The sequence below is a fragment of the Kribbella sp. NPDC004138 genome (genome assembly GCF_053603655.1).
The window spans coordinates 144,166-169,904 of the sequence record NZ_JBSGFZ010000016.1 but is presented as its reverse complement, the minus strand read 5'-3'; the positions used below and the strand labels follow the sequence as shown (position 1 = coordinate 169,904).

Sequence of the window (25,739 nt, the reverse complement as noted above, 5' to 3'; positions counted from 1 at the left end):
GATGGGGGTTTACCTAGTGGACGACGGGCCGGTGACGGCGTCCGACGGATTGCTGTGGGACCGCGCCGCCGAGGGCGATTCCGAGGCGTTCGGGCAGTTGTACGACCGGCACGCGCAGGCGATCTACAGGTTCCTGTACCGGCGGACCGGCTCGTGGAGTGATGCCGAGGACCTCACGTCCACGGTGTTCCTGCACGCCTGGCGGCGGCGCGCGGACGTGGTCCTCGACCGGGACTCGGCACTCCCCTGGCTGCTGCGGACCGCCGACTACACCGTACGGAACGAGTGGCGGGCCAAGCTCCGGTACCGCCGGGCGCTCGCGGCGGCGCACGTGCTGGTCCACGACGTCCGGGACCACGCCGACGACGTCGCCGGCCGGCTCGACGACGACCGCCGGGTCCAGCAGGCGCGGGAGTCGCTGCGGCGGCTTCCGAAGCACGAGCGCGAGATCGTCGAACTCTGCATCTGGGCCGGTCTCGACCAGCAGGCCGCCGCGGTCGCCCTCGACGTACCGCTCGGCACGGTCAAGTCCCGGCTGTCGCGGGCCCGCAAGCACCTGCGCGAACTCAATCTTCCTTCTCCGATGGAGTCACCGGCATGATCACCTCTCCTCCCGACCTGCGCCCCGAGACCCGCGAACGCCAGCGCGCCGAGCTGACCGCGATCGTCGCGCACGAGGCGGCCCGCAAGCCGCGCGGCCGCGTTGTACCGCTGCTGGCTGCGGCGGCCGTTCTCGCCGTGACAGCCGGCCTCGCGTTCGGCGTACCGGCACTGCGCCGTGACGACGGGCAAGCTCTCGCGACGCAGCCGCCGCAGGTTGTGGCACCTCTGAACGACGCCGACAAGGCGCGGTTCGCGAAGCTCTGCGCGCAGCGTCTTCAACTGCCGCGGCGCGCCGCGAAGTCGATGCCCTACCAGGTCCTCGACGGCTTCCGCTTCACGAACCCTCCGGCGGACGCGTACACATCGTCCTGGGTGGTCATCAAGCAGTTCGGCCTGTGGGTGACCTGCGGGCTGGACGCCGAGGGCCGCGTGCAGCAGGGCGATCAGGAGGGCGCCAACCAGGACCTGTACCGCGCGATCGAGCCGCGGATGATCGGCGCCGGCGCGTACGCCGCGCACATCAAGCGCATCACCGTTGCCGTCGGCAACCAGGAGCCGGTGGAGGCGGTGCTGCGGAACGGCTTCTTCTACACCGCGGTGCCGTACATCCAGGTCCGCGGTCCGCACACCGACCCGGTACGCCGCGTGTACGTCGTCCGCGGGTACGACGCAACCGGCAAGCTCGTGTACACGAGCCCGCGGACCGACGGCGAGGCCGCAGCCCTCAGCAGGGCGTGCTACCTCGACCCGAACGGCAAGCTGACCGTCTGGCAGAGCGACAACCCGCACCCGGACCCGAAGACCTGCCGCCAGGGCTACTTCTGGAACTACGGGCCGAACTAACGGACCACGACGCTCGACTCCGCGGTGAGGGCCAGGAACGTCAGCGACTCCTGCAGGTACAGCTGGACGGTGTCGGCGTCGTGCGAGAGGTACCCGATCGAGAGGTCCTGACCGAGGTGCAGCTCGTAGTCGCCGCCGCGCGTCGACACCAGCAGCGCGCCCTCGAGCGCCGGCGCCCAGATGATCTCGCCGTCGCCGATCAGCCGGGCCAGGTGCTCGCGGATCGGGTAGCCGTGGTCGGTGGTCTCCGCGACCGCGGTGTACGTGTCGGCGGACAGCAGCAGGCTGTACGGACCGCTGACCCCGGCCAGGCGCAACGCGCGCAGGGCCTGGGCGGCGGTGTCCGGCAGCTCGCGCGGATCGGCCGGAAGGGTGAGGACCGGGTTCGAGGAGCTCGGGGCGAGGCCGGTGATCCCGGCCGCGCCGGAGCCGTGGAAGACCAGGTGGTCCTCGGCGTACGCGATCTGCTTCGCGGCGTCCTTCACCGGCTGCCAGTCGGAGTCCTTCGCGCCGCGCTCGACGTCGTCGACGGCCTGCCGCGAGACGGTGAACGGAACCCGCAACTCGATGATCGGCTGCGCGGTCCGGCGGAGCGCGAGCACTCCCTCGCCCGGCGCCTCGACCGGCTCGGTGTGCCCGGTGCCGACCGCGGACAGGCCCGGCCCGGCCGGGCCGACGAGGTCGACCACGCGGCGGCCGGCGATGTCCCGGGTGAAGGTCCGCCGGGCCTCCTCCTCGATCTCGCCCCACGCGGCGTCCGAGACCGGGGCGAGCTCGCGGTGCAGGTTGTTGGTCATGCGTGACTCCCTTTCAGACTGCCGATGCCCAGCGAGCCGTCCGCGCTGGTGGTGGCCGGCTGGTCGCCGGCGAGGAACGCGGCGGTCGGCACGAAGAACAGGCTGCCGGTGACCGCGGTGGAGAAGTCGAGGATCCGGTCGTGGTTGCCGGGCGGCTCGCCGGCGAACATCCGGCGCAGCATCCGCTCGATCACGTCCGGGGTGCCGGCGTACCCGATGAAGTAAGTGCCGAACTCGGCGGATCCGGGCGCGCCGAAGGCCATGTTCTCGCGGACGATCTGCCGCTCGGTCCCGTCCGGGTCGACGATCGTGGTGACCGCGACGTGCGAGTTCGCGGGCTGGTCGGTGAGCTCGATGTCGGCGAGTTTCGACCGGCCGATCACCCGCTCCTGCTCCGCGACCGGCAGCGCCTGCCACGCGTCGAGGTCGTGCAGGTACTTCTGCACGATCACGTAGCTGCCGCCGGCGTACGCCGGGTCCTCAGCGCCGATCGTGACCGCGGCGACCGCCGCCGCGCCGGACGGGTTCTCGGTGCCGTCGACGAAGCCGAGCAGGTCGCGCTGGTCGAAGTACTTGAACCCGTGCACCTCGTCGCGGAGGTTGACGTGGCCGGCCAGCCGGGCCATCACCTGGCGGGCGAGCTCGAAGCACAGATCGAGGCTCCGGGCGCGCAGGTGGAACAGCAGATCACCGTGCGTCGCCGGGCGGTGTGCTTGGCGCCGGACACGCCGCGGAACGGATGCAGGCCGCGCGGCACCGGTTGGCGGTACAGCCGATGCCAGAGGGAGGCGCCGATGCCGACCAGGCAGCTGAGCTGGTCGTCCGGCACCCGGAAACCGACCGAGCGGGTCAGCCCGGCGAGGTCGGCCAGCACGTCCCGCGCGACGCTCTCGGATCCAGGACGTACGTCGAGCACGAGGAAGATCGCTGCCTTCGCGGGCTCCCGCAGCACCTCCTGGATCATGGGGTCAGCATGGTGTCAGGACCACCACTTGCCGCTCTGCGCCAAGGCGTCCGCCGTCAGCTGCGTGGTGTCCAGGGCGTCCAGGTCGGCGACCTGCGCGTCGTCCAGCTCGAAGCCGAAGACGTCGAAGTTCTCGACGATCCGGTCCTGGTGGATGGACTTCGGGATGACCGAGAGGCCCTTCTGGATCGCCCAGCGGATCAGGACCTGCGCCGGTGTCCGGCCGGTCGCCGCGGCGATCCGCGCGATCACCGGGTCGTCGAGGTGCCGGCCGGTGCCGAGCGGGCTGTACGCCTGCACGACGACGCCCGCCTCCTCACACGCCGCGACGAGTCCCTTGCGGTACTCGAACGGGCTGAACAGGACCTGGTTCGCGACCGGCTGGATCCGGGCGATCTTGTTCAACTCGGCCAGCTCGGCGGCGCTGAAGTTCGAGATGCCGATGCCCTTGGTGAGCCCGGCGTCGACCGCGGCCTCCATCGCCGGCCACGCCCACGTCGGCCCGCCCTGCGGCCAGTGGATCAGGTACAGGTCGAGGTAGTCGGTGCCGAGCCGCTCGAGACTCTTCTCCGCCTCGACCCGCGCGTCCTTGCCGCCCGGGTAGAACTTCGTCGTCAGGAAGATCTCCTCGCGCGGGATGCCGCTGTCCCGGATCGCCTTCCCGACGCTGGTCTCGTTGTGGTAGGCCTGCGCGGTGTCGATCAGCCGGTAGCCGGCCTCGAGCGCCCACGTCACGGCACGCTCGCACTCCACCCCGTCGTCCACCTGCCAGACCCCCAGGCCGAGCACCGGGATCTCAGTTCCGTTCGAGAGCGTGCGAGTCGTCATGCTCTCCTTCTACCATGCCTTACACCTTGTTGGCGTGGCGTATCACGTCGACCACGTCCGACATCATGCCGGTGAGGTCGTAGTCCTTCGGGGTGTAGACGGCGGCCACCCCGGCAGCGCGCAGTGCTCTGGCGTCGGCGTCGGGGACGATGCCGCCGACGACGACCGGGACGTCCTCCAGACCCGCCTCGCGAAGACCGTCGACGACCTGCGGGACCAGCTCCATGTGAGAGCCGGACAGGATTGAGAGGCCGACGCAGTGCACGTCCTCGGCGACCGCGGCGGCGACGATCTGCTCCGGCGTCAGGCGGATGCCCTGGTAGATGACCTCGAAACCGACGTCGCGCGCCCGGACCGCGACCTGTTCGGCTCCGTTCGAGTGGCCGTCGAGCCCGGGTTTGCCGACCAGCAGCCGGAGTCGGCCGCCCAGCTCCGCGGACGTCGCGGCCACCTTGTCCCGGACCGCGGCGATCTCGGCGCCGCCGCCGGACACGCCGACGGATCCGGCGACCCCGGTCGGTGCGCGGTACTCGCCGTACATCTCCCGTAGCACCCCGGCCCACTCCCCGGTCGTCACACCGGCGCGGACACACTCCAGCGTCACCGGCATCAGGTTGTCGGTCGTCTTGGCCGCCGCGCGTAGCTTCGACAGCGCGCCCTCGACAGCGGCTTCGTCTCGCTCGGCGCGCCAGGTCCGCAGCGACTCGAGCGCGGCTGCCTCGGCCGCCGGGTCGACGGTCTGGATCGCGGTGTCCAGGTCCGCGGTCAGCGGGGACGGCTCGGTGCTTTCGAACTTGTTCACGCCGACGACGACCTGCTCACCGGACTCGATCCGCTGCCGCCGTTCGGCGTGCGACGCGACGAGCGCCTGCTTCAGGTACCCGGTCTCGACGGCGGCGACCGCACCGCCCATCGCCTGCACCCGGTCGATCTCCTCGCGCGCGCCGTCGACCAGCGCCGACACCTTCGCCTCGATGACGTGCGAGCCGTCGAAGATGTCGTCGTACTCGAGCAGGTCGGACTCGTAGGCCAGCACCTGCTGCATCCGCAGCGACCACTGCTGGTCCCACGGGCGCGGCAGCCCGAGCGCCTCGTTCCAGGCCGGCAGCTGGACGGCGCGCGCCCGCGCGTTCTTCGACAGCGTCACGCCGAGCATCTCGAGCACGATCCGCTGCACGTTGTTCTCCGGCTGCGCCTCGGTCAGGCCGAGCGAGTTCACCTGGACGCCGTACCGCAGCCGGCGGGCCTTCGGGTCCGTGACGCCGTACCGCTGCAGGGTCAGCTCGTCCCAGAGCTGGACGAAGGCGCGCATCTTGCAGGTCTCCTCGATGAACCGTACGCCGGCGTTCACGAAGAACGAGATCCGCTGGACCACGTCCCCGAACCGCTCCGGCGGCACCTGGCCGCCGTCGCGGACCCGGTCGAGGACCGCGATCGCGGTGGACAGCGCGAAGGCGAGCTCCTGCACCGGCGTCGCGCCGGCCTCCTGCAGGTGGTAGCTGCAGATGTTGATCGGGTTCCACTTCGGCATGTCCGCGACCGTGTACGCGATCAGGTCGGTGGTCAGCCGCAGCGAGGCGTCCGGCGGGAACGCGTAGGTGCCGCGGGACAGGTACTCCTTGACGATGTCATTCTGCGTGGTGCCGGTCAGCTCGGCCGGCGACGCGCCCTGCTCCTGCGCGGCCACCTGATAGAGCGCGAGCAGCCACATCGCGGTCGCGTTGATCGTCATCGACGTGTTCATCTGCGCCAGCGGGATCTGGTCGAACAGCGCCCGGACGTCACCGAGATGCGCGACCGGTACGCCGACCTTCCCGACCTCGCCCTTCGCGAGCGGGTGGTCCGCGTCGTACCCGGTCTGGGTGGGCAGGTCGAACGCGACCGACAGCCCGGTCTGGCCCTTCGCGAGGTTCCGGCGGAACAGCGCGTTGGACTCCGCCGCGGACGAGTGGCCCGCGTACGTCCGCATCACCCAGGGTCGATCCTTGTCGGTCGCCATGTACCCGAGAGTAGGACTCTGTGCCCTTGTGAGTCCGCTCCTCGTGACTGGCGTCACCAGGGGTGTGGGTCACATTCAGGCGCTGATGGGTAGGGGGGTCCGCTCGACCTTGAGGACGCGGTGCAGGCGGGTGACCGCGAGGATGCGGACCACCGACGGCATCGGGTGCCAGAGGACGAGTTGGCGGCCGAGCAGCTGGGTGCGGCGATGGGTCGCGACCAGCAGGCCCAGACCGGTCGCATCGACCGCGTCGACCTCCTCCAAGTCGACGATCACGTCGCCGTCGGAGGCGTCGATCAGGTCGTTGAGAGTTTGACGGACGTCGCCGACCGAGCGCACGTCCAGGATTCCGGTCAGATGCACCACGTTGTCAGGCTCGAGCATGTGCGTGCCCTCCGCTCTTCCGGCGGCCCCCGAGGTTTCCATCGGCCGCGTGACAGCGCTTGTGTTCGTAAAGACTCCCCGGAGACACGAAAGGTTGCCAAGGCCTCACGATCTTTTGTTTCGCGCGACAATGGTGTCCGTGTTCGCCGAGCAGTACTTCCTCTTCCCGGTCGTGGCCCTCGCTCTGGCCGGTGTGATGGTCCTGCTCTGCCGCTGGGCGTTCTCGAAGGCGAAGGGCGGATCGCTGGTCCGCCGCGTCGACCACCGCCCGGCCGAGCGGGACGCCTTCGGCCTGCTCGTCGACATCCGCACCGTGCCGAACCAGAACGAGGCCCGCGTGCTGGTCAGCCGCCTGCGCACTTTCGGGATCAAAGCGACCGCGGCCCGCACCACCGAGGGCTGGACGGTGTACGTCTGGCCGCGGGACGAGGCCGCCGCCCGCGGCCTGCTCGACGCTCCCTGAGCGGCCGTGTCCACCTGAGAGCGATCTCAGGCGTCACTCCACCATGACGTCTGAAGCTGGGGTCGCGTTTCCGTACCAGAATCCACCATGGCGCGATGTCGCACCCGTCACCGACGACGCCCGCGTGCTGGAGGCGTCGGTGCGCGAGCCGGAGCGGTTCGCGGTGATCTTCGACCGGTACTACGGCCAGGTGCACGCGTACGTCGCGCGCCGGCTGGGGACCGATGTGGCGGACGACCTGGCCGCCGAGACGTTCCTGATCGCGTTCCGCCGGCGGGAGCGGTTCGACCGGCGCAGCGGCGCGGTCCGGGCCTGGCTGTACGGGATCGCGACCAACCTGATCCGGCGGCACCGGCGCGACGAGGTCCGGGCGTGGCGGGCTGCGGCGAAGCTGCCTGCGCCGCTGCCCGCGGGAGCACACGACGACCGCGTGACGGCACTGGTGACGGCGCAGGGCGCGTCCCGTGAACTGGCCGCCGCGTTGGCGAAGCTGAACGCGAAGGACCGGGAGGTCCTGCTGCTCGTCGCGCTCGGGCAGCTGACGTACGACGAGGTCGCGGCCGCGTTGGGCATCGCCTACGGCACAGTGTGCTCGCGACTGTCACGGGCCCGCCGGACGGTTCGGGCAGCAGTCACGAATCCTGCGGAGGACGCGTCGTGAACGAGTTCGACGTACTGCGGAAGGCGTTTCCGGAGCAGGAGCCGCCGACTCCCGAGGCGGCCCGGGACGCGCGTCGCCAGCTGCAGGAGCTGATGCGCAAGCCTCGCGTGTCGTTCGTCCGGACCGGCTGGCTCGGGACCGCCGTTACCGCAGCCACCGCACTGGTGGCCGTGGCAGGGCTCGGCGGTGCGTTGCTGGTCGGGCGCGGCGACGACGGGACCATGCCGAGCGGGCCGCCGACGACGACTGCGCCGCAGCTCGCGACCGCGGCCGAGGTGTTGATCGCTGTCGCCGTACGGCAGGAGAAGGACGAGAAGGTGTCCGGAACGTATTTCCGGGTGCGGAGTCTGCAGGTGACCACCGGCAAATACGCACGGCGGACCATCACCGAGAGCTGGATGCCGATGAAGCCGGGCGTCGCCTCCTGGTTCGGCTGGGTGAACCTGGGCGAGAAGACCGCGCCAGTGGTGAACAAGATGTCGTTCCGCGACGTGCCGCCGGGCTACTTCCTGGGTGAAAAGCCGCTGAGCGCCAAGCAGATCGCTGCGCTGCCGACCGACCCCGCGGTGCTCCGCAAGGTCCTAGCCAAGACGGCGGGTCCGGATCTGACCGCGGCCGACCAGGACTACGCCGTGTTCGCCGCGGCCGGACGGTTGCTGTTCGAGATGCCGTCACCGCCCAAGCTCCGGGGCGCTGCCCTGCGGGTGCTGGCCGCCCTGCCCGGGACACGCATCCGGACCGGCATCAAGGACCCGATCGGCCGCACCGGCACCGAGGTCAGCATCACGGCCGTCAAGCCGAGCGGCACGCGGACCGGCCTGTTCTGGAGCGGAGCGACGTACATCATCGATCCGGGCACCGGGCGCCTGCTCAGCTCCACGATTCGCGGGCCGAAAACAGGGTCCACCGTCGTCCTCGAGTCCGGCTGGACCGACGACAAGCCGACGCCGCCCTCTACCGCTGTCCGGTAGCCGGTCTTTGGTGGGGGTCTAGGGTCGGGGTATGGGGACTCTGCTTGAGCTGGATCTGACCCGCGGTGTGCTCGAGACACCGCCCGCTTCCCCGGTGGCCGCGTTCCGGGCGCGGCACCTGCCGACACTGCGCGAGCTGGTGGGCGCGCTGCGGAAGGGGGCGCGTGACGACAGTGTGGTCGGGGTCGTGGCGCACCTCGGCGGACACCGGCTGTCGCTCGCGCAGGTGCAGGAGCTGCGTGAGGCGGTGGCCGACTTCCGTACGTCGGGCAAGCCGGCCGTCGCGTGGACCGAATCGTTCGGCGAGTCCGGTCAGGGAACTGTGCCGTACTACCTGGCGACCGCGTTCGACGAGATCTGGCTGCAGCCGTCCGGCGACCTGGCCGTCACCGGCGTCTCCGTGCAGGCCGTCTTCGTCCGTGGCGCGCTCGACAAGGCCGGCGTGATCCCGCAGTTCGGCAAGCGGCGTGAGTACAAGACCGCTGCCGACACGTTCACCGAGCGGGAGATGACCCCGCCGGCCCGCGAGATGGCGTCGCGGCTGGCGGAGTCGGCGTACGAGCAGATCGTCGAGGGCATCGCCGTACGGCGGCGTCTGGACACCACACGGGTCCGGGAGCTCGTCGACAGCGCACCGCTGGCCGCACAGGCCGGCCTGGATGCCGGACTGATCGATCGGCTCGGCTACCGGTCGGACGTGTACGACGAGCTCGAGAAGACGCTGCAGTACGACAATCGGCTGCTGGCCGAGCGGTACATCCGGCGTGGTCCGCGGACCCTCGAAGACCTCCGGAAGGCGCTCCCCTGGCCGCAGAAGCCGCTGGTGGCCGTGGTCCGCGTGACAGGCGGCATCTCGGTCGGCCGCAACTCGAACAGCCCGCTCGGCGGCCCTGGCTCCGGCTCCGACACCATCGGCGCCGCGCTGCGCGCTGTCGCGGACAACGACCAGGTGAAGGCGGTCGTCCTGCGAGTCGACAGCCCAGGCGGTTCGTACGTCGCCTCGGACGCGATCCGCAACGAGGTACTGCGGTTGCGCTCGACGGGACGCCCGGTGATCGCGTCGATGGGCGGAGTGGCAGCGTCCGGCGGGTACTTCGTCGCGATGCCGGCCGACGTGATCGTGGCCCAGCCGGGCACGATCACCGGGTCGATCGGCGTGCTGACCGGCAAGGGCGTCGTCCGCGACGCGCTGGGGCGGATCGGCATCTCGCGGGAGGCCGTGTCCGAGGGTGAGAACGCGCAGATGTACTCGGCCCAGGAAGAGTTCACCGACGAGCAGTGGGCGCGCCTGGAGGAGACGCTCGACCGGATCTACAAGGACTTCGTCGCCAAGGCCGCCCAGGACCGCGGGCTGCCCGAGGACCGGCTGGAGTCGCTGGCCCGCGGACGGGTCTGGACCGGTGCGGACGCGCACAGTCACAAGCTCGTCGACGAACTCGGCGGCTTCCAGCACGCGCTCACGCTCGCGTGCAACCGGGCCGGTCTGGACCGCGAGGAGATCGCCGTCACGTCGGTCCCGCACCGCAACCTGCTGAGTCAGCTCAAGGCCCCGACGACGACCGATGATCTGGCGGTCAGCGCGGCGCCGTTGACGCTCGACGGCCTGACCACCGGTCTCTACACCGCCCTCGGCCTGCCGCCCGCCGGGGTCCTGCGGATGCCCTTCAGCTGGGAGATCAGTTAGTCCCGCTCGCCTCCGGGGACCCAGAGGACGTCGCCGCCGGACGAGAGGTTGGCGACCCGGCCGAGGATGAAGAGCAGGTCGGACAGGCGGTTCAGATAGGTGATCGCGAGCAGGTTGATCGACGGGCCGTGGGTTTCGACGGCGGCCCAGCCGGCCCGCTCGGCGCGGCGGACCACCGCGCGCGCGACGTTCAGGTACGCGGCGCCCTCGGTGCCGCCGGGCAGGATGAACGAGCGGAGCTTGGTCAAACGACCGTTGTAGTCGTCGCACCAGGCCTCGAGCCGGTCGACGTAGTCCTGGGTGATGCGCAGCGGCGGGTACTCCGGGTCGGGCGTGATCGGGTTGCACAGGTCCGCGCCGACGTCGAACAGGTCGTTCTGGATCCGGGTCAGCAGCACCACGATCGCGCTGTTCAGGTGCCCGGCCGCGATGGCCACCCCGATCGCGGAATTCGCCTCGTCGACCTCGCCGTACGCCGCCAGTCGCGGGTCCGTCTTCGACGTGGTGGAGTTGTCGCCGAGACGGGTCTCGCCGGCGTCACCGGTGCGGGTGTAGATCCGCGTCAAGTTCACAGCCATGCCAGGACTCTACGCAAAGCCCGGCGAGGTCAAACGCTACAGTCGACCGGTGGAACGGTTTCGAATCGCGGGTGAGGCACGGCTCGAGGGCGCTGTCGAGGTGGCCGGGGCGAAGAACAGTGTGCTCAAGCTGATGGCGGCGGCGCTGCTGGCGGAAGGTACGACGACGCTGCGGCAGGTGCCGGGCATTCTCGATGTCACCTTCATGGCGCAACTGCTGGACACCCTCGGGTGCGAGGTGACGGTGGACGCCGAGCAACGGCTCGCGACGATCGCCGTACCGGGCACCATCGGGCACCAGTGCGACTACGACCTGGTCCGCAAGCTGCGCGCGTCGATCTCGGTGCTCGGTCCGCTGCTGGCCCGCTGCGGCCAGGCGGAGGTCGCGCTGCCGGGCGGCGACAACATCGGCTCCCGCGGCCTGAACATGCACGTCGCCGGCCTGGAGTCGATGGGCGCGAAGGTGCACATCGAGCACGGCTTCGTGATCGCCGAGGCTCCGCAGGGCCTGCACGGCGCCGAGGTCTGGCTGGACTTCCCGAGCGTCGGCGCCACCGAGACGATCATGATGGCCGCGGTGCTCGCGCGCGGGACGACGATCATCGAGAACGCCGCCCGCGAGCCGGAGATCCAGGACATCGCGGCGATGCTCGTCGAGATGGGCGCTCAGATCGACGGCGCCGGCTCGCCGCGGATCGAGATCACCGGCGTGGACGGGCTGCTGAACCCGGTCGAGCACGTGGTGGTGCCGGACCGGATCGTGTCCGGCAGCTGGGCGTTCGCGGCCGCGATCACCAAGGGTGACGTGACGATCGCCAACGGGCACGCCGAGCATCTCGAACTGCCGCTCGACAAGCTGCACCGGGCCGGCGCGGACATCACCGTGCTGAACCCCGGCTTCCGGGTCCGGATGCACGACCGGCCGAAGCCGGTGGACGTGGTCACGCTCCCCTACCCCGGGTTCGCCACCGACCTGCAGGCCTTCGTGATCGCGCTGAACGCGATCAGCGACGGCGCCGCCATGGTCACCGAGAACCTGTTCGAGGGCCGGTTCACGTTCGCGCAGGAGCTGACCCGGCTGGGCGCCCAGATCCAGACCGACGGCCATCACGCCGTGGTCCGCGGCGTACCGCGACTGTCCGGCGCGCCCGTGGTCGCCTCGGACATCCGCGCCGGGGCCGCGCTGGTGCTGGCCGGCCTCGCCGCCGAGGGCGAGACGCTGGTGTCAGCCGCCCACCACGTGCACCGCGGCTACACCGACTTCGCCGGGAACCTCCGCCGTCTCGGCGCCGACGTCGTCGTCGAACCTGACGACGCAGAGATGTACTGGAGCTAATAAGCTCCTCCGCATGACTGAGCGCGTGGTGAAGCCGGTGGGTCGGGGTTTCCTGTTTCTCGACTCGCACCCGGCCGGGTGTGCACAGGTCGTGCGGGACATGGCGGCGGAGGTCGAACAGCGTCCCGCGGAGCGGCGTACGGCGCTGGTGATCGGATCCAGCTCCGGGTACGGGCTCGCGACGACGATCGCCGGGCTCGCGCGGTACGGGATCGACGGCATCGGCATCTGCTTCGAGAAGGCCGCCACCGCCCGTCGTACGGCGACCGCCGGCTGGTACCGCACCGCGGAAACCGCCGCGCTGGCCGCTCAGCTCGGCCGCTCGTGGACCTTCGTGAACGCGGACGCGTTCGCGGACACCACCAAGGACGAGGTCCTCGACCTGATCGCCTCGCAGCTCGGCGGGATCGATCACCTGGTCTACAGCGTCGCCGCACCGCGTCGTACGGACCCGCGCACCGGCGAGACGTACCAGTCGGTGCTGAAGGCGATCGGCGCCGAGCACACCACGAAAAGCCTCGCGTTCGACGACGGTGCGCCGGTGCTGCAGGAGGTCGGGATCGAGGTCGCGACCGACGACGAGATCGCGCAGACCGTGAAGGTGATGGGCGGCGAGGACTGGGCCCGCTGGATCACCGCGCTGCGCGAGCGCGACCTGCTCAAGCCCGGCTTCAACACCGTCGCCCTCACCTACATCGGCTCGGAGCTGACCGGCCCGCTGTACCGGCAGGGCTCGATCGGCGCGGCCAAGGCGGATCTCGAGCAGACCGCGCTGAAGCTGGCCGCGGACGGCGTGACCGCGATGACGTCGGTGAACGGCGCCGCCGTCACCCAGGCGTCGTCGGCGATCCCCGGCATCGGCCTGTACGTCAGCCTGCTGCACAAGGTGACCGGCCTGCAGACCCCCGTCGAGCAGTCGATCGCGCTCTGGGACCAGCTCACCGGCGAGACCCCGCTCGACCTGGACGACGAGGGCCGCATCCGCCTCGACCGCTGGGAACTCAACGACGAGGTCCAGTCCGCCGTCCGCACCCAGTGGGAGTCCGTGACGCCCGACAACATCGCGTCGGTCGCGGACGCTGACTGGTTCCTCGCCGAAGTCCGCCGCCTGTACGGCTTCGACGTACCCGGCGTGGACTACGACGCCGACACCGAGGTCGACGTGGAGTGGCCTACAACGGCTTGAACGACACCATTTCCAGGACGAGTTCGCCGGCCTCGTCGGAGGCGTTGAGGTCGACGGACGCGGTGATGCGCCAGTCGTGGTTGCCCTCCGGGTCGTCGATGATCTGCTGGACCTCCCAGTAGCCGGGGTGCTCCTCGACCAGGAACAGCGCGGGACCGCGGGCGGCCGGACCGGTGCCGACGACGTCGTGCTCGGCGTAGTACGCCGTACCGGCCTCGGCCCAGCGGCCCGCGTCCCAGCCGGCCTCGCTGTCGAGCTGACCGAGCTCGGCCCAGCGGTGCAGGGCGAGTAGCTCGACGCGGCGGAACATCGCGTTGCGGACCAGGACCCGGAAAGCCCTGGCGTTCAAGGTGATCCGGCGCGGACCGGCCGGCGTCGGCTCGGCCGCCTCCTCCTCGGTGGGGTTGGTCAGCTCCTCCCACTCGTCGAGCAGGCTGGAGTCGGTCTGGCGGACCACCTCGCCGAGCCACTCGATCAGGTCGGCGAGGTCCTCGTTGACCTTGTCCGGCGGGACTGTCTGCCGCAGCGCCTTGTACGCGTCGCTGAGGTAGCGCAGGACGATGCCTTCGGAGCGGGCCAGCCCGTAGTACCCGATGAACTCGCCGAACGTCATCGCGCGCTCGAACATGTCCCGGACGACGGCCTTCGGCGACAGCCCGGTGTCCGCGATCCACGGGTGCGTCTGCCGATACATCTCGAACGTTGCCTCGAGCAACTCCGCGAGCGGCTTCGGCCAGCTGACGTCCTCGAGCAGCTCCATCCGCTCGTCGTACTCGATGCCTTGGGCCTTCATCGCGTTCACTGCCTCGCCCCTGGCGTGGTGCTCCTGCGCCCAGAGCACAGCCCGCGGGTCCTCCAGCGTGGCCTCGATGATCGAGACCACGTCCAGCGCGTACGACGGGTCGCCCGGGTCCAGCAGGTCCAGCGCCGCGAGCGCGAACGTGGACAGCGGCTGGTTGAGGCTGAAGTCCTTCTGCAGGTCGACGGTCAGGCGGAGGATCCGGCCGTTCTCGTCCGGCTCGTCGAGGCGCTCCACCACGCCGGCGGTGACGAGCGTGCGGTAGATCTGGATCGCGCGGCGGATCAGCCGCACCTGCGCCTTGGCGTCCTCGTGGTTGTCGCGGAGCAGCCGCCGCATGCTCTCGAACGCGTTGCCGTCGCGGGCGATGACGTTCAGCAGCATCGCGTGGCTGACCCGCATCCGCGACCGGAGCGCCTCGGGCTCGGCCGCGACCAGCCGGTCGAAGGTGTCCTCGCCCCAGGTGACGAACCCTTCCGGCGGCTTCTTCCGCTGCACCTTGCGCTGCTTCTTCGGGTCGTCACCGGCCTTTGCGAGGGCCTTGACGTTCTCGACGACGTGGTCCGGCGCCTGCACGACGACGGTGCCGGACGTGTCGTACCCGGCCCGGCCGGCGCGGCCCGCGATCTGGTGGAACTCGCGCGCCTTCAGGATCCGCTGGCGGCGTCCGTCGTACTTGCTGAGCGCGGTGAGGACGACCGTGCGGATGGGGACGTTGATGCCGACGCCGAGGGTGTCGGTGCCGCAGATGACCTTGAGCAGCCCGGCCTGCGCGAGCTGCTCGACAAGCCGGCGGTACTTCGGGAGCATGCCGGCGTGGTGGACGCCGATACCGTGCTTCACCAGCCGCTGCAGCGTCCGGCCGAAGCCCTTGCTGAACCGGAAGTTCCCGATCAGCTCGTTGATCTTCTCCTTCTCCTCCTTCGAGGAGACGTTGATGCTCATCAGCGCCTGGGCGCGTTCGAGGGCGGCCGCCTGGGTGAAGTGCACGACGTACACCGGGGCCTGGTGGGTGGTGAGCAGCTCTTCGAGCGTCTCGTGCAGCGCGGTGGTGACGTACTTGTAGATCAGCGGCACCGGGCGCTCGCCGGACGCAACGATCGCCGTCGGTCGGGCGGTGCGGCGGGACAGGTCGATCTTGAACCGCTCGACGTCGCCGAGGGTCGCCGACATGAGGACGAACTGCGCCTTCGGGAGCTCGAGCAGCGGCACCTGCCAGGCCCAGCCGCGATCCGGCTCGGAGTAGAAGTGGAACTCGTCCATCACCACCTGGCCGACGTCCGCGTCCGCGCCCTCGCGCAGGGCGATGTTCGCCAGCACCTCCGCCGTACAGCAGATGATCGGAGCGCCTGCATTGACGGCGGCGTCGCCGGTCAGCATGCCGACCTTGTCCGCCCCGAACACGTCACACAGCGCGAAGAACTTCTCCGACACCAGCGCCTTGATCGGCGCGGTGTAGAACGTCCGCTGCCCGTTCGCCAGCGCGGCGAAGTGCGCGCCGGTCGCCACCAGGCTCTTCCCGGACCCGGTCGGCGTCGACAGGATCACATTCGACCCCGTCATCACCTCGATCAGCGCCTCCTCCTGCGCCGGGTACAGCGAGATCCCCTGCTCGGTCACCCAGCGCGCGAACGCGTCATACAGGTCATCAGGCTCGGTCGTCCCCGGAACGTTCTCGGTCAGCGTCATCACCGACCATTGTCCCCGACCGGACAATCCACCATCGCCGCCGGGTGCGGCGCACCCGTCCGGTAGCTCGCCCGCCGCCGCCGGCTCGATGCGGTGGCATCGCGTGCAACGTCGACAGGATGTATCCGCCAACCACGCCGCGACCGGAGACGCGCCAGGCGTACCAAGGGCGGAGGTGGACGAAGACATCCTGTCGAGGTTGCACACCTACCGTTCGGCTCGGTTTGGGGACCGTTCGGCGACAGAAACAGTGCAAACGATTGCAAGCATTTCTATTCAACGGTGACTTGATGGGCATGACTTCTACTTCGTGGCGCCGGATGGGCGCGAGTTTGCTGGTGGCGGCGGTGGGGGCGGCGGGGCTGGTGGCCGCCGGGCCCGACGATCAGGGGGCGACGGGAGGTGGTGGCGCGCTGGTGACGACCTGGGGTGCGGCGGACGACATCGCCGGCGGGACGTTGAGCGACATGACGGTGCGGAACGTGCTGCGGACGTCCGTCGGCGGGGAGGATCTGCGGATCCGGATCTCCAACGCGAACGGGGACCAGCCGCTGGTGTCGGACTCGGTGTACGTCGGGCGGCAGGACAGCGGCGCGAGCGTGGTGCCCGGGACGAGCCGGCGGCTGACGTTCGGCGGCAGCACGACGGTGACGATCCCGCCGGGCGCGATGGCGATCAGCGATCCGCTGCCGGGCGCGGTGCCGGCGCTGACCAAGCTGACGGTCAGCCTGCACGTGGTCGGGACGACGGGTGTGATCACCGCGCACAACCGGGCGATGCAGCACAGCTACAAGTCGACGTCCGGCGATCACGCGGCCGACGAGTCGAGTACGGCATACCAGACGGAGTCTTCGGCTTGGTTCTTCCTGAACGCCGCGATCGTCGAGGCGCCGCGGCCGGTGCAGACCGTCGCGACGCTCGGCGACTCGATCACGTCGTCGGTCGGTTCGACGATCGACACCGACCGGCGATGGCCGGACGTCCTCGCCGCCCGGTACGCGCAGCTGCCCGAACCGCGGCGGCTCGCGATCTCGAACGAGGGCATCTCGGGGAACCGGGTGCTCGGCGGGGTCGCCAAGGCGGGCAGCGCCGGGGCGAGTGCGCTGGCCCGGCTGGACAAGGATGTGCTGACGAAGCCCGGTGTACGGACGGTGCTGGTGCTGGAGGGGATCAACGACATCTACGCCGGGGCGACGACCGAACAGCTGATCGCCGGTTACCGGCAGCTGATCACGCGGGTGCACGCGTCCGGCCGGTGCATCGTGGGCGGGACGCTGACGCCGATGGGCAGCTCGTTCGTCTACACGCCGGAGAAGGAGGCGATCCGGCAGGCGGTGAACGCATTCATCCGCAGCAGCGGTGAGTTCGACGGGGTGGCCGACTTCGATGCCGCCACCCGTGACCCCGCCGACCCGTCGCGCCTCGCGGCGGCGTACGACGGCGGCGACGGCCTGCACCCCAACGACGCGGGAAGTGCGGCCATGGGCAACGCCCCCACCCTCGACTCGCTCCGCTGTCAGTAGCCGGAACCGGGTGCACCGCCGCTCGGGCGGTGCACCCGGATTCCTTTACTTCTCGCCCTTGATGGCGAGGGCTTGTTCCAGTTCGTCTCGGATGGCGTCGGCACCGGACTTGCGGTAGTTGGTGACGGCTTCGTCCCAAGCGGAGAGGTCGGCGCGGCCGAGTTGGATGTCCTTGGTGAGGGCGTCCATGCGGGTGTCGAGAACCTTGCCCTTGGTGGACTGGGTGGGTGAGTAGAGGCCGTACGCCGGCGGCAGGATCGCTGTCGGGAGGACGGCTTTCAGGTGGTTGTACGCCATGTCGACGGCCTCGGGATGCCCGGGGAAGTACGCGGGGTACGGACCGTCGGCCAGGTACTGGACCGGGAACTCGCCGAGGCACACCTCGCTCCCGCCGTCCTTGGTCAGCTGCGGATCGGTCCCGTTCAGCGTGTAGTGCCGCCCGGGCAGGCCGAACTTACGGAACAGGTACTCCTCGGTCCCGAACGGCGCCGCGAACCAGTTCAGGATCCGCAGCAGCGCCCTTATCCGCTCCGGCGAGCTCGGCCGGATCGCGGCGATCGAGTTGTTCGGCGAGCCGAGCAGCACCCGTCCGACCTGCCCGTCGTCGGACCGCGGCACCGGGATCGCGATGCTGAAGTTCTTGTTCGTCGCGCGCCGGTAGAAGCTCTGGATCGACGAGTACGTGTCCTGCGTCATCACCGCGGAGCCCTGTGTGAACCAGACCTTCTGGTTGTTCTTCGCGACCCCATCCGGATGGATCAGGCCGTCCTTCACCATCTGCCGGGTGATCGCCAGCATCTCCTTGTGCTCCGGCAGTTCCCGGCTGTGCACGAGCTTCCCGTCGCGCACCTCCCACCCGTTCGGCAACCGAAGCATCGCGCTGACCGCCGCCGTCGGCGGTACGGCGAAACCCCACCGGTTCTTCTTGCCGTCGGTGACGGCCTTCGCCACCTTCACCAGCTCGTCGATGGTCGGCGACCCGATCTCGACGCCGAACTGGTCGAGCAGGTCCTGCCGGACCAGCAGGGTGTTCGTCGACATCACGCCGCGCTGAATCGGCACGGCCCGGATACCGCCCGAGAACACACAGCCCCGCCACGACGCCTGCGGCGCGTTCGCCAGGAACGGGTACTCGAGGATCGCGTCCCCGGACAGGTACTCGGTCAGGTCCTGCGCCCGCGCCTCCAGGAACTGCGGCAGGTAGGCGAACCCGCCGTCCACGTTGAACAGGTCGCCCAGCGTGTCACCGGCCACCGCGGTGGCGAACTTGTTCGGGTAGTCGGCCGCCGCCGTGATGGTCAGTTCCAGCGGCGACCCGAGCCGCCGGTTCAGTTCCTGCCAGTACGGATTGCGGTCGGCCGTCGGCGGGATCGGGTTCGACGTCAGCGTCGAGCCGACCACGTCGCTCCCGTCGCCCGGCGTGCCGCTGGTCACCTTCGTCGGGTTCGCCGGGAAGCGGTAGAAGCAGTCCGGCATCAGCGGGTGACTGCGCGGCAGGTCCGGCTTGGGGCCGTCGAAGCGTTTGTACGTCGGGAGCGCGACCGGCTTGTTCAGCGCTGCGATGTCGGTGGACCGGGTCACCGTCGAGCACCCGGTCACGCCGACCGCCGCGGCGGCCAGCGATCCGCCGAGGAACGCCCTTCTGCTGAACGTCATCCCTTCACCGCCCCGGTCAGCATGCCCTTGGCGAAGTGCCGTTGCAGGAACGGGTACACGATCAGGATCGGTACCAGCGACACCACCAGGATCGCCATCTGGATCGACTCCTGCGGCGGCAGCTGGTCGGCCGCCGCGCCGCCGAGATCACCGCTGCTCAGCTCGGTGTTGTTGACGACGTACGTGCGCAGGACCAGCTGCAGCGGCCATTTCGCGGTGTCGTTGATGTAGAGCATCGCGTTGAAGAACGCGTTCCAGTAGCCGACCGCGTAGAACAGCCCGACCACCGCGAGCACAGCCCGGGACAGCGGGAGCACGATCGACCAGAAGATCCGGAAGTCGCCGGCGCCGTCGATCCGGGCCGAGTCGAGCACCGAGTCCGGGATGCCCATGAAGAACGAGCGCAGCACGATCACGTTGAAGCCGCTGATCGCCGTCGGCAGGATCAGCGCGAGCAACGAGTCGAGCAGCCCGAACTCCTTCACCACCAGGTAGTTCGGGATCAGGCCCGGGCTGAACAGCAGGCTGAACAGCACGATCATCAGGATCGGCTTCTGCCCGAACGAGCCCGGCCGGCTGAGCGAGTACGCCAGCATCGTGGACCCAGCCAGGCTGATCAGCGTGCCGCCGGTGGCGATGACCACGCTGACCAGCAAGGCCCGCTGGACGACGCCGCCGTTGAAGATCGATTTGTACGCGTCCAGGTTGAGGCCGTCCGGCCAGAGCACGAACCCGCCGGAGTTGGTGACGTGTTCCTGGCTGGCGATGCTGGTCGCGATCACACCGATGAACGGGATGATGACGACCGCGCAGCAGATCAGCAGCACGACGCCCTTCACCGCCCGCGTGGGCGCCCCGGGACCGTCGTCGATCCCCTTCGTCTGTACGAGACTCATTTCTTGTACACCCCCGCTTCGCCGAAGATGTGGGCGATCTTGTTGGCGCCGATCACCAGGGCGACGCCGACCAGGCCCTTCACGAGTCCCACCGCGGCGGAGACGCCCCATTGGCCGGCCAGTACGCCGTTGTTGTAGACGTAGGTGTCGAGGACCTCACTCGCCGGTCTCCCGACCAGGTTCTGCTGCAGGATGATCTGCTCGAAGCCGACGGTCAGCGAGTCGCCGAGCCGCAGGATCAGCAGCAGGATGATCAGGCCGCGGATCCCGGGCACCGTGACGTGCCACAGTTGCCGCCAGCGGGAGGCGCCGTCGACGCGGGCCGCCTCGTACAACCCGGGATCGATCTGGGTCAGCGCGGCCAGGAACAGGATCGTCCCCCAGCCGGTGTCCTTCCAGATCACCTGGCTGGTCAGCAGCGCGATGAAGCCGTCCGGGTTGCCGAGGAAGTCGATCGTGCCCATCCCGTGCTCGCGGAGGAAGTTGTTGATCAGGCCGCTGCCGCCGAGGATCTGCTGGAAGATCGCGATCACGATCACCCAGGACAGGAAGTGCGGCAGGTACAGGACCGATTGCACGACCCGCTTGATCCGCTCGGACAGCAGACTGTTCAGCAGTAGCGCCAGCGCGATCGGCGCCGGGAACACGAAGATCACCTGGACGAGCGTGATCAGCAGCGTGTTCTTGAGCGCGTTCAGGAACTCCGGGTCGCCGTTGAAGATCACCGCGAAGTTGTCCAGCCCGACCCACGCGCTGCGGCCGAGCGGCACGAACGGCAGGTACTCCTGGAACGCGATCAGGTTCCCGAGCAGCGGCAGGTAGTGGAACGCCAGCAGCAGCGCCAGGCCGGGCAGGGCCATCAGCAGCAGGATCTTGTCCCGGCGGGCCCGCGCCCACCAGGACAGCGGTTTGCCGCTCGCGGTGAGCCGGGGCGGCGCGGACCTACTGTCCGTAGCCGCGCCCGGCGGTCCGGAGCCGGTCGGTTCGCCGGCCGTGGTCTGCCGGCTGGGGATTCGGTCTGTTTGAGCCACGCGACACTCCCAGGGTCGTCGCCCCCCACGGTGGAGAGCGCTTTCCGTTCTCCTGTGTTCGACTGTGTCGCGTCTTGGGGAGTCGCGCAGCTTTGGTCGGAGTGTCTGGCCGAAACCGGCTCAGCCGCGGTGGTGCCAGCGGGTCTCGGCGGCGCCGCGGCGGGCGAGATGTTCGAGGTGGGCGCGGGCCATCCGCACGGTCTGCAGGTTGATACCGCCGTACGCCCCCAGCTCGGTACCGATGGCGTCGGCCAGGTTACGGACAGTCAGCGAACCGGTGCTTCTGAGCAGCCGGGCGGTGAGTTCGTCGACGCCGGCGACCCACTCGAGGCTCTCCTCGATGAGCTTCCGGCCGGCGGTCGCGTCCATCGCGTCGCCGTGCGACGGTACGAGCGCGTCGAAGTCGAGCTCCAGGAGCCGGGTCAGCCCGTTCGTGTACCGCGTGACGTCGGTGTAGAGCGGCGCCAGCCAGACCGAGCTGTCGAGGTACGGCCGGCCGCGGCCCTGCACGTCGTCGAAGGTGAACAGGGTCCGCGAGGTCTCGTCGAGTACGGCGATGTGCCCGGGACTGTGGCCGCTGGTCGTGATCACCTGCAACGGCCGCTCACCGGGCAGGCGATCGCCGTCGCGCAGCAGGAGGTCGATCCGGACCCGGTCGTCCAGCATCTCCAGCAGCTCGGTCCGCTCGGCCTCCGAGAGGTCCAGCGCGTCCGGATCCGAACCCCACAGCTCGGTCAGCAACCGCTCGTTGTCCTCCAGCCACCCGGCCTCCAGCGCGGGCGCCGCGAACCGGGCCCCGCTGTGCTTGCGCAGTACGGCGTTGCCGCCCATGTGATCGGGGTGCGCGTGGCTGTTGACGACCAGGGTGAGGTCCGACAGCCCGAGGCCCAGTTCCGCGAGCTCGGGCGCCGTCGTCGACTCTGGAGTCGACGCGATGCCCGCGTCCAGCAGCACCAGCTCGGAGCCGGCGTCGATCACGTGCAGCCAGAGCGGCAGTCCGCACACATGCGGGTAGTCGGTCGCCAACTGATGGATCCCCGGTGCGATCTCGCTAGGCATGGTTCACCGTCCTTCGAAGATTCCGGTCCGCCGTTCCGCGAAGGCCGCTCGGCCTTCGGCGGCGTCGTGGGTGCCGAGGGCAACCGCCTGCAGCTCGCGCTCGTACTGGATGGCGGCCTCCAGCCCCATCGACCAGGCTGCACGCAGGTTCGCCTTCGCCGCGGCGGCCGCGACCGGCGGGCGGGCGGCGATCCGGTGCGCCAGCTCGGTGGCTGTCGGCAACAGGTCGTCCGGGGCCACGATCTTGCTGACCAGGCCGATCCGCAGCGCCTCGACGGCGTCGATCGGATCGCCGGTGAGCAACATCGTCGCCGCGTCGCCGGCCGGCACCGAGGCGGCGAGCAGGGCCGTCACTCCCCCGCCGCCGATCCAGCCGAGCTTGATCTCGGCCGCCGCGAAGCTCGCGGCCGACGAGGCCAGCCGGATGTCGCACGACAGCGCGAGCTCCAGCCCGCCGCCGTACGCGTACCCGTTGACCGCCGCGATCACCGGCGTCCGCAACGAGCGCAGCGCGTCGCAGTAGTCGCGCCGGTTCCGGAAGTGCCACGGGCCGTCGTACCGGTCGAGCTCGCCGATGTCGCTGCCGACCGAGAAGGCCCGCTCGCCGGCGCCGGTCACCACGACCGCACGGATCGACGGGTCCTCGTCGATGCGCGGGATGAGCTCGAGCAGCTCGGCGCTCATCGACCGGGTGGCCGCGTTCAGCTTCGCGGGCCGGTCGAGCGTGAGCACGCCGACGTACCCGTCCTGGTCGAAGCGGATCCGGCCGCCGTCCCCCGAGCCGCTAGCCATTGCGCACCTTCTTGAAGTCGTCCTCGATCCGGTTGACCGCCGCGTCGAGGTCGTCGTCGTTGCCGAGCAGCTCCCGCACCCGCTCGGACAGCTCGTCCTGGAACCCGATCCAGCCGTCGAACCGCGGCCGGACGTACGACGTCCGCACGGTCTCGAGCGTGGCGGAGTAGTGCCCGTTCCACGCCTGGTCCACCTCCGGCGACTCCCACACGGCGGTAGTCGCCGACTGTCCACCCACCGCGGACAGCTCCAGCTGCGTCTGTACGTCGAGCAGACCGCGCACGTACTTCGTCACGGCAAGCACCTTCGAGTACGCCCGCGGCGTCACCGCCAGTCCGGTCCCACCGAGCGTGCCGTTCCCCGACGAGTCCTGCTCGAACAGCCGAGGCGCAGCCGACCAGGCGAGCGTGTGTCCGTAGTAGGCGTAGCTGTAAACCAGCGGACAGCACTCAGCCTCCCCAGCCACCAGCAACTCGTGAATGCCGATCGGGTCCAGGTCGGCCGCACTCTGATCACTGCGTCGCCACACCGCACGCAACAACTCCAAAGCCGCAACGGCACGTTGCCTGTCCAGCAGCGTGTGTCCACTGCGGTCTCCTGCAAGACCCAGCAGCATCAACCCCGCATGTGGGCCTGCGACACACAGGACGACACCGGACAGCCGCAGTACGTCGGACCAGCCTGCAGGCGGGGTAGCGAGGTCCGGCCGGTACACACACGTTTGGGTCGCAGCATCCAGCGGCAACGCCCATCCATGCCCCTCCAGCTGATAACTCGACCACGTCGGCGGCACGGCCCGCGACTCCCACAACGCCAGGTCGTCGGGCGAGAACACGTCCTCCACCGGCAGTACGGCGCCTGCCTCGATCGCCGCGCCCAGTCCCGGGTGGTCGATCACCAGCAGGTCGTACTGCCCGGCCAGCTCCACCAACGGAGTCGACTCGAACCCGGACAGCGGCTGCCGGTCCCACTCGACCTGGACCTCCGGGTGGGTGAACACCTCCAGCGGCCGATAACCCCGAGGGTGGTCCCAGGTCAGTCCGCGCAATGCCACCGTCACGGCGCGACCACCGCGCCCGACTCCAGCAACGCCTGCCGCCTCGCCGGTGAGACGCCAAGCTCCGACAACAACTCGTCGGTGTGCTCACCGACCAGCGGAGCAGGCCGGTGTACCTCGGCAGGTGTCCGGCTGAAGCGGTACGGGAATCCCGGTGTCGTCACGGTGCCCTCGGTCGGGTGCTCGTACGTCACGAACGACTCGTTGTGCAGCACCTGCGGGTCCGTGCGCAGGTCGTCGTACGACAGCACCGGACCGCACCACACGCCACGCTCACGCAGCTTGAGCATCCAGTGCTCGGTGGACTCGCGTCGCAGCGCTGTCGACACCGCGGCAGCGATCTCGTCGCGGCGGGCGAACCCGTCGCGCTCCGCGTCCAGTCCGGCCAGCTGTGGCGCGTCCAGCACCTCCGCCAGCACCGGCAGGTTCGCGAACGCCAACGAGATGTACCCGTCGGCAGTCGTGAAGATCCCGTACGGCGCACGAATGTAGCTGTGCGCGTGGACCTCCTCGGAGCGCGTCTGCGGTACGCCGCCGACGGTGTGCACCGACAGCTCCTGCATCTGCAGGGCGATCACCGCGTCCAGCATGTTCACCTGGACGAGCTGCCCCTCGCCGGTACGCTCCCGATGCAGCAGCGCGGCCAGCACACCTTCGAACGCGCTGTACGCCGTGACCGCGTCGGCCAGGAAGTACGGCGCCGCGACGGGCGGCTCGTCAGGGCGGCCAGAGCTGAACAATGCACCGCTCATCGCTTGCACCAGCAGGTCTTGTCCGGGCCACTCGGCGTACGGTCCGCTCTCGCCGTACCCGGAGATCGAGACGTAGACCAGTGAGGGCTTCAGTGCGCGCAGCGTGTCGTAGTCGACGCCGAGACGGGCTGCTACGCCGGGCCGGTAGTTCTGGAGGAACACGTCCGACGTGCGCACCAGCTCGTACAAGAGCTCGCGGCCCTCTTCGGACTTGAGGTCGACGGCCAGACTGCGCTTGTTGCGGTTCAGCGACAGGAAGGACGCGTTGACCTCGTTGCCCGCGGCGCCGCCGGCGGACGTGTGCCGCTGCCACTCACCGGTCACCGGCTCGACCTTGACCACGTCCGCGCCGAGGTCGCCGAGCCGCATCGCCGCCAGCGGACCGGCCATCGCCACCGACAGGTCGAGAACCCGGTAACCGCCCAGGATGTTCATTGCGCCGTCCATCCCGCGTCGACCGGCAGGACCGCGCCGGTGACGAACGAGGCGTCGTCGCTGGCCAGGAACGCGATCGCGGCGGCCACCTCCGACGGCTGCCCGATCCGGCCGAGCGCGTGGTGCCGCTCGACCATGGCCTGCATGGCGCCCGGGTCGTCCTCGCCGCCGACCTTTCCGTTGCGGATCAGCGGGGTGTCGATGAGGCCGGGCGCCACGCAGTTCGCGCGGACGCCGGCGCGACCGTGGTCGAGGGCCATCGCGCGGGTCAGGTTCTCGACGCCGGCCTTCGCCGCGCAGTACGCCGACCTGTTCCGCTCGCCGACCGTGCCGATCGCGGACGAGATCGTCACGATCACCCCGCCGCCCTGCGCGATGAACCGCGGCAGGACGGCCCGGCACGAGTTGTAGACGCCGGTCAGGTCGACGTCCAGAATCGTCCGCCACTCGTCGGGCGAGGTGTTCGGAACGGTGTCGCAGGCATCCACGCCAGCAGCACTCACCAGCACATCAACCCGCTCGAGCCCCGAGACCACCTCCACCGTCCGCTCGAGATCCGTCACATCGAGCTCGAACGCCTGCCCACCGATGTCGGCGGCCAGTTCCTGAGCGGCCGCGCGGTTGCGGTCGCAGATGATCACCTCGCCGCCCTCGGCGGCGATGCGGTGGGCGGTGGCCGCGCCGATCCCGGAGGCGGCTCCGGTGATCAGCGCGACCTTGCCCTTGAACCTTTCGGTATCCATAGCTGTTCTA

General features: G+C 69.8%; 23 protein-coding genes and 1 pseudogene. 9 read left to right on the top strand and 15 right to left on the bottom strand.

Annotation, left to right across the window (positions count from 1 at the left end; genetic code table 11):
• The first annotated feature begins 1 nt into the window (after window position 1).
• Both ACWEOO_RS23275 and ACWEOO_RS23270 read left to right on the top strand, forming a co-directional pair.
• The gene (locus ACWEOO_RS23275; RefSeq protein WP_452144778.1) at window positions 2-601 is read left to right on the top strand and encodes an RNA polymerase sigma factor; all 600 of its coding nucleotides are present in this window, start codon (window positions 2-4) and stop codon (window positions 599-601) included.
• Window positions 598-1,446, top strand: coding sequence for a hypothetical protein (locus ACWEOO_RS23270; protein WP_452144777.1), 849 nt, complete (start codon window positions 598-600; stop codon window positions 1,444-1,446). The genes ACWEOO_RS23275 and ACWEOO_RS23270 overlap by 4 nt, the downstream gene beginning before the upstream one ends.
• Here ACWEOO_RS23270 and ACWEOO_RS23265 read toward each other — a convergent pair.
• From ACWEOO_RS23265 to ACWEOO_RS23245, 5 genes and pseudogenes are all read right to left on the bottom strand, one after another.
• Window positions 1,443-2,243, bottom strand: coding sequence for a family 1 encapsulin nanocompartment shell protein (locus ACWEOO_RS23265; RefSeq protein WP_452144776.1), 801 nt, complete (start codon window positions 2,241-2,243; stop codon window positions 1,443-1,445). The genes ACWEOO_RS23270 and ACWEOO_RS23265 overlap by 4 nt on opposite strands.
• Window positions 2,240-3,207 (bottom strand): annotated as a pseudogene (locus ACWEOO_RS23260) (Dyp-type peroxidase). Before ACWEOO_RS23260 ends, ACWEOO_RS23265 begins: the two are co-directional and overlap by 4 nt.
• Window positions 3,208-3,222: 15 nt before the next feature.
• Complete coding sequence (locus ACWEOO_RS23255) at window positions 3,223-4,035, bottom strand: aldo/keto reductase (protein WP_452144775.1); 813 nt, start codon at window positions 4,033-4,035, stop codon at window positions 3,223-3,225.
• 19 nt (window positions 4,036-4,054) lie between these two features.
• Window positions 4,055-6,034 (bottom strand): protein meaA, encoded by a 1,980-nt coding sequence (locus ACWEOO_RS23250; protein ID WP_452144774.1) that lies wholly within the window; start codon window positions 6,032-6,034, stop codon window positions 4,055-4,057.
• A gap of 75 nt (window positions 6,035-6,109) precedes the next feature.
• The gene (locus ACWEOO_RS23245) at window positions 6,110-6,418 is read right to left on the bottom strand and encodes an STAS domain-containing protein (RefSeq protein ID WP_359930109.1); all 309 of its coding nucleotides are present in this window, start codon (window positions 6,416-6,418) and stop codon (window positions 6,110-6,112) included.
• Window positions 6,419-6,548: 130 nt separating this feature from the next.
• On the opposite strand from ACWEOO_RS23245, the gene ACWEOO_RS23240 reads away from it, so the two are divergent.
• From ACWEOO_RS23240 to sppA, 4 genes are read left to right on the top strand one after another with little or no spacing between them, the layout of a single operon-like run.
• Window positions 6,549-6,881, top strand: a complete 333-nt coding sequence (locus ACWEOO_RS23240; protein ID WP_452144773.1) for a hypothetical protein — start codon at window positions 6,549-6,551, stop codon at window positions 6,879-6,881.
• A 43-nt stretch (window positions 6,882-6,924) separates the two neighbouring features.
• Window positions 6,925-7,542 carry an RNA polymerase sigma factor gene (locus ACWEOO_RS23235; RefSeq protein WP_452144772.1) on the top strand — a complete coding sequence of 206 codons (618 nt, stop codon included), beginning with the start codon at window positions 6,925-6,927 and terminating at the stop codon, window positions 7,540-7,542.
• Entirely contained in the window at window positions 7,539-8,513 is a 975-nt protein-coding gene (locus ACWEOO_RS23230; RefSeq protein ID WP_452144771.1) for a CU044_5270 family protein, read from the top strand. Before ACWEOO_RS23235 ends, ACWEOO_RS23230 begins: the two co-directional genes overlap by 4 nt.
• A gap of 31 nt (window positions 8,514-8,544) precedes the next feature.
• Window positions 8,545-10,197: a signal peptide peptidase SppA gene (gene sppA / locus ACWEOO_RS23225; protein WP_452144770.1), complete on the top strand. Its 1,653-nt coding sequence runs from the start codon at window positions 8,545-8,547 to the stop codon at window positions 10,195-10,197.
• On the opposite strand, the gene ACWEOO_RS23220 is transcribed toward sppA, so the two are convergent.
• Complete coding sequence (locus tag ACWEOO_RS23220; protein WP_452144769.1) at window positions 10,194-10,775, bottom strand: cob(I)yrinic acid a,c-diamide adenosyltransferase; 582 nt, start codon at window positions 10,773-10,775, stop codon at window positions 10,194-10,196. The genes sppA and ACWEOO_RS23220 overlap by 4 nt on opposite strands.
• 49 nt (window positions 10,776-10,824) lie before the next feature.
• Between ACWEOO_RS23220 and murA the strand changes: the two genes are divergently transcribed.
• Window positions 10,825-12,111 carry a UDP-N-acetylglucosamine 1-carboxyvinyltransferase gene (gene murA / locus ACWEOO_RS23215; RefSeq protein WP_355700017.1) on the top strand — a complete coding sequence of 429 codons (1,287 nt, stop codon included), beginning with the start codon at window positions 10,825-10,827 and terminating at the stop codon, window positions 12,109-12,111.
• 13 nt (window positions 12,112-12,124) lie between these two features.
• Window positions 12,125-13,297: an enoyl-[acyl-carrier-protein] reductase FabV gene (gene fabV / locus ACWEOO_RS23210; RefSeq protein ID WP_452144768.1), complete on the top strand. Its 1,173-nt coding sequence runs from the start codon at window positions 12,125-12,127 to the stop codon at window positions 13,295-13,297.
• On the opposite strand, the gene ACWEOO_RS23205 is transcribed toward fabV, so the two are convergent.
• Complete coding sequence (locus tag ACWEOO_RS23205) at window positions 13,284-15,785, bottom strand: DEAD/DEAH box helicase (RefSeq protein ID WP_452144767.1); 2,502 nt, start codon at window positions 15,783-15,785, stop codon at window positions 13,284-13,286. The two genes, fabV and ACWEOO_RS23205, sit on opposite strands and share 14 nt — an antisense overlap.
• A gap of 296 nt (window positions 15,786-16,081) precedes the next feature.
• On the opposite strand from ACWEOO_RS23205, the gene ACWEOO_RS23200 reads away from it, so the two are divergent.
• On the top strand, window positions 16,082-17,308 hold the full coding sequence (locus ACWEOO_RS23200; protein WP_452144766.1) for an SGNH/GDSL hydrolase family protein: 1,227 nt from the start codon (window positions 16,082-16,084) through the stop codon (window positions 17,306-17,308).
• Window positions 17,309-17,353: 45 nt separating this feature from the next.
• Here ACWEOO_RS23200 and ACWEOO_RS23195 read toward each other — a convergent pair whose 3' ends face one another.
• The 8 genes from ACWEOO_RS23195 to ACWEOO_RS23160 form a co-directional block, all read right to left on the bottom strand.
• The gene (locus tag ACWEOO_RS23195; protein WP_452144765.1) at window positions 17,354-18,964 is read right to left on the bottom strand and encodes an extracellular solute-binding protein; all 1,611 of its coding nucleotides are present in this window, start codon (window positions 18,962-18,964) and stop codon (window positions 17,354-17,356) included.
• On the bottom strand, window positions 18,961-19,860 hold the full coding sequence (locus tag ACWEOO_RS23190; RefSeq protein ID WP_355700023.1) for a carbohydrate ABC transporter permease: 900 nt from the start codon (window positions 19,858-19,860) through the stop codon (window positions 18,961-18,963). Before ACWEOO_RS23190 ends, ACWEOO_RS23195 begins: the two co-directional genes overlap by 4 nt.
• Window positions 19,857-20,891, bottom strand: coding sequence for an ABC transporter permease (locus ACWEOO_RS23185; protein WP_452144764.1), 1,035 nt, complete (start codon window positions 20,889-20,891; stop codon window positions 19,857-19,859). The genes ACWEOO_RS23190 and ACWEOO_RS23185 overlap by 4 nt, the downstream gene beginning before the upstream one ends.
• 120 nt (window positions 20,892-21,011) lie before the next feature.
• Entirely contained in the window at window positions 21,012-21,950 is a 939-nt protein-coding gene (locus tag ACWEOO_RS23180) for an MBL fold metallo-hydrolase (protein ID WP_452144763.1), read from the bottom strand.
• Window positions 21,951-21,953: 3 nt separating this feature from the next.
• Window positions 21,954-22,742: an enoyl-CoA hydratase/isomerase family protein gene (locus ACWEOO_RS23175; protein WP_452144762.1), complete on the bottom strand. Its 789-nt coding sequence runs from the start codon at window positions 22,740-22,742 to the stop codon at window positions 21,954-21,956.
• Window positions 22,735-23,802, bottom strand: a complete 1,068-nt coding sequence (locus tag ACWEOO_RS23170) for a hypothetical protein (RefSeq protein ID WP_452144761.1) — start codon at window positions 23,800-23,802, stop codon at window positions 22,735-22,737. The genes ACWEOO_RS23175 and ACWEOO_RS23170 overlap by 8 nt, the downstream gene beginning before the upstream one ends.
• Entirely contained in the window at window positions 23,799-24,986 is a 1,188-nt protein-coding gene (locus ACWEOO_RS23165) for a CaiB/BaiF CoA transferase family protein (RefSeq protein WP_452144760.1), read from the bottom strand. The genes ACWEOO_RS23170 and ACWEOO_RS23165 overlap by 4 nt, the downstream gene beginning before the upstream one ends.
• Entirely contained in the window at window positions 24,983-25,729 is a 747-nt protein-coding gene (locus ACWEOO_RS23160; protein ID WP_452144759.1) for an SDR family NAD(P)-dependent oxidoreductase, read from the bottom strand. Before ACWEOO_RS23160 ends, ACWEOO_RS23165 begins: the two co-directional genes overlap by 4 nt.
• Window positions 25,730-25,739 lie beyond the last annotated feature (10 nt).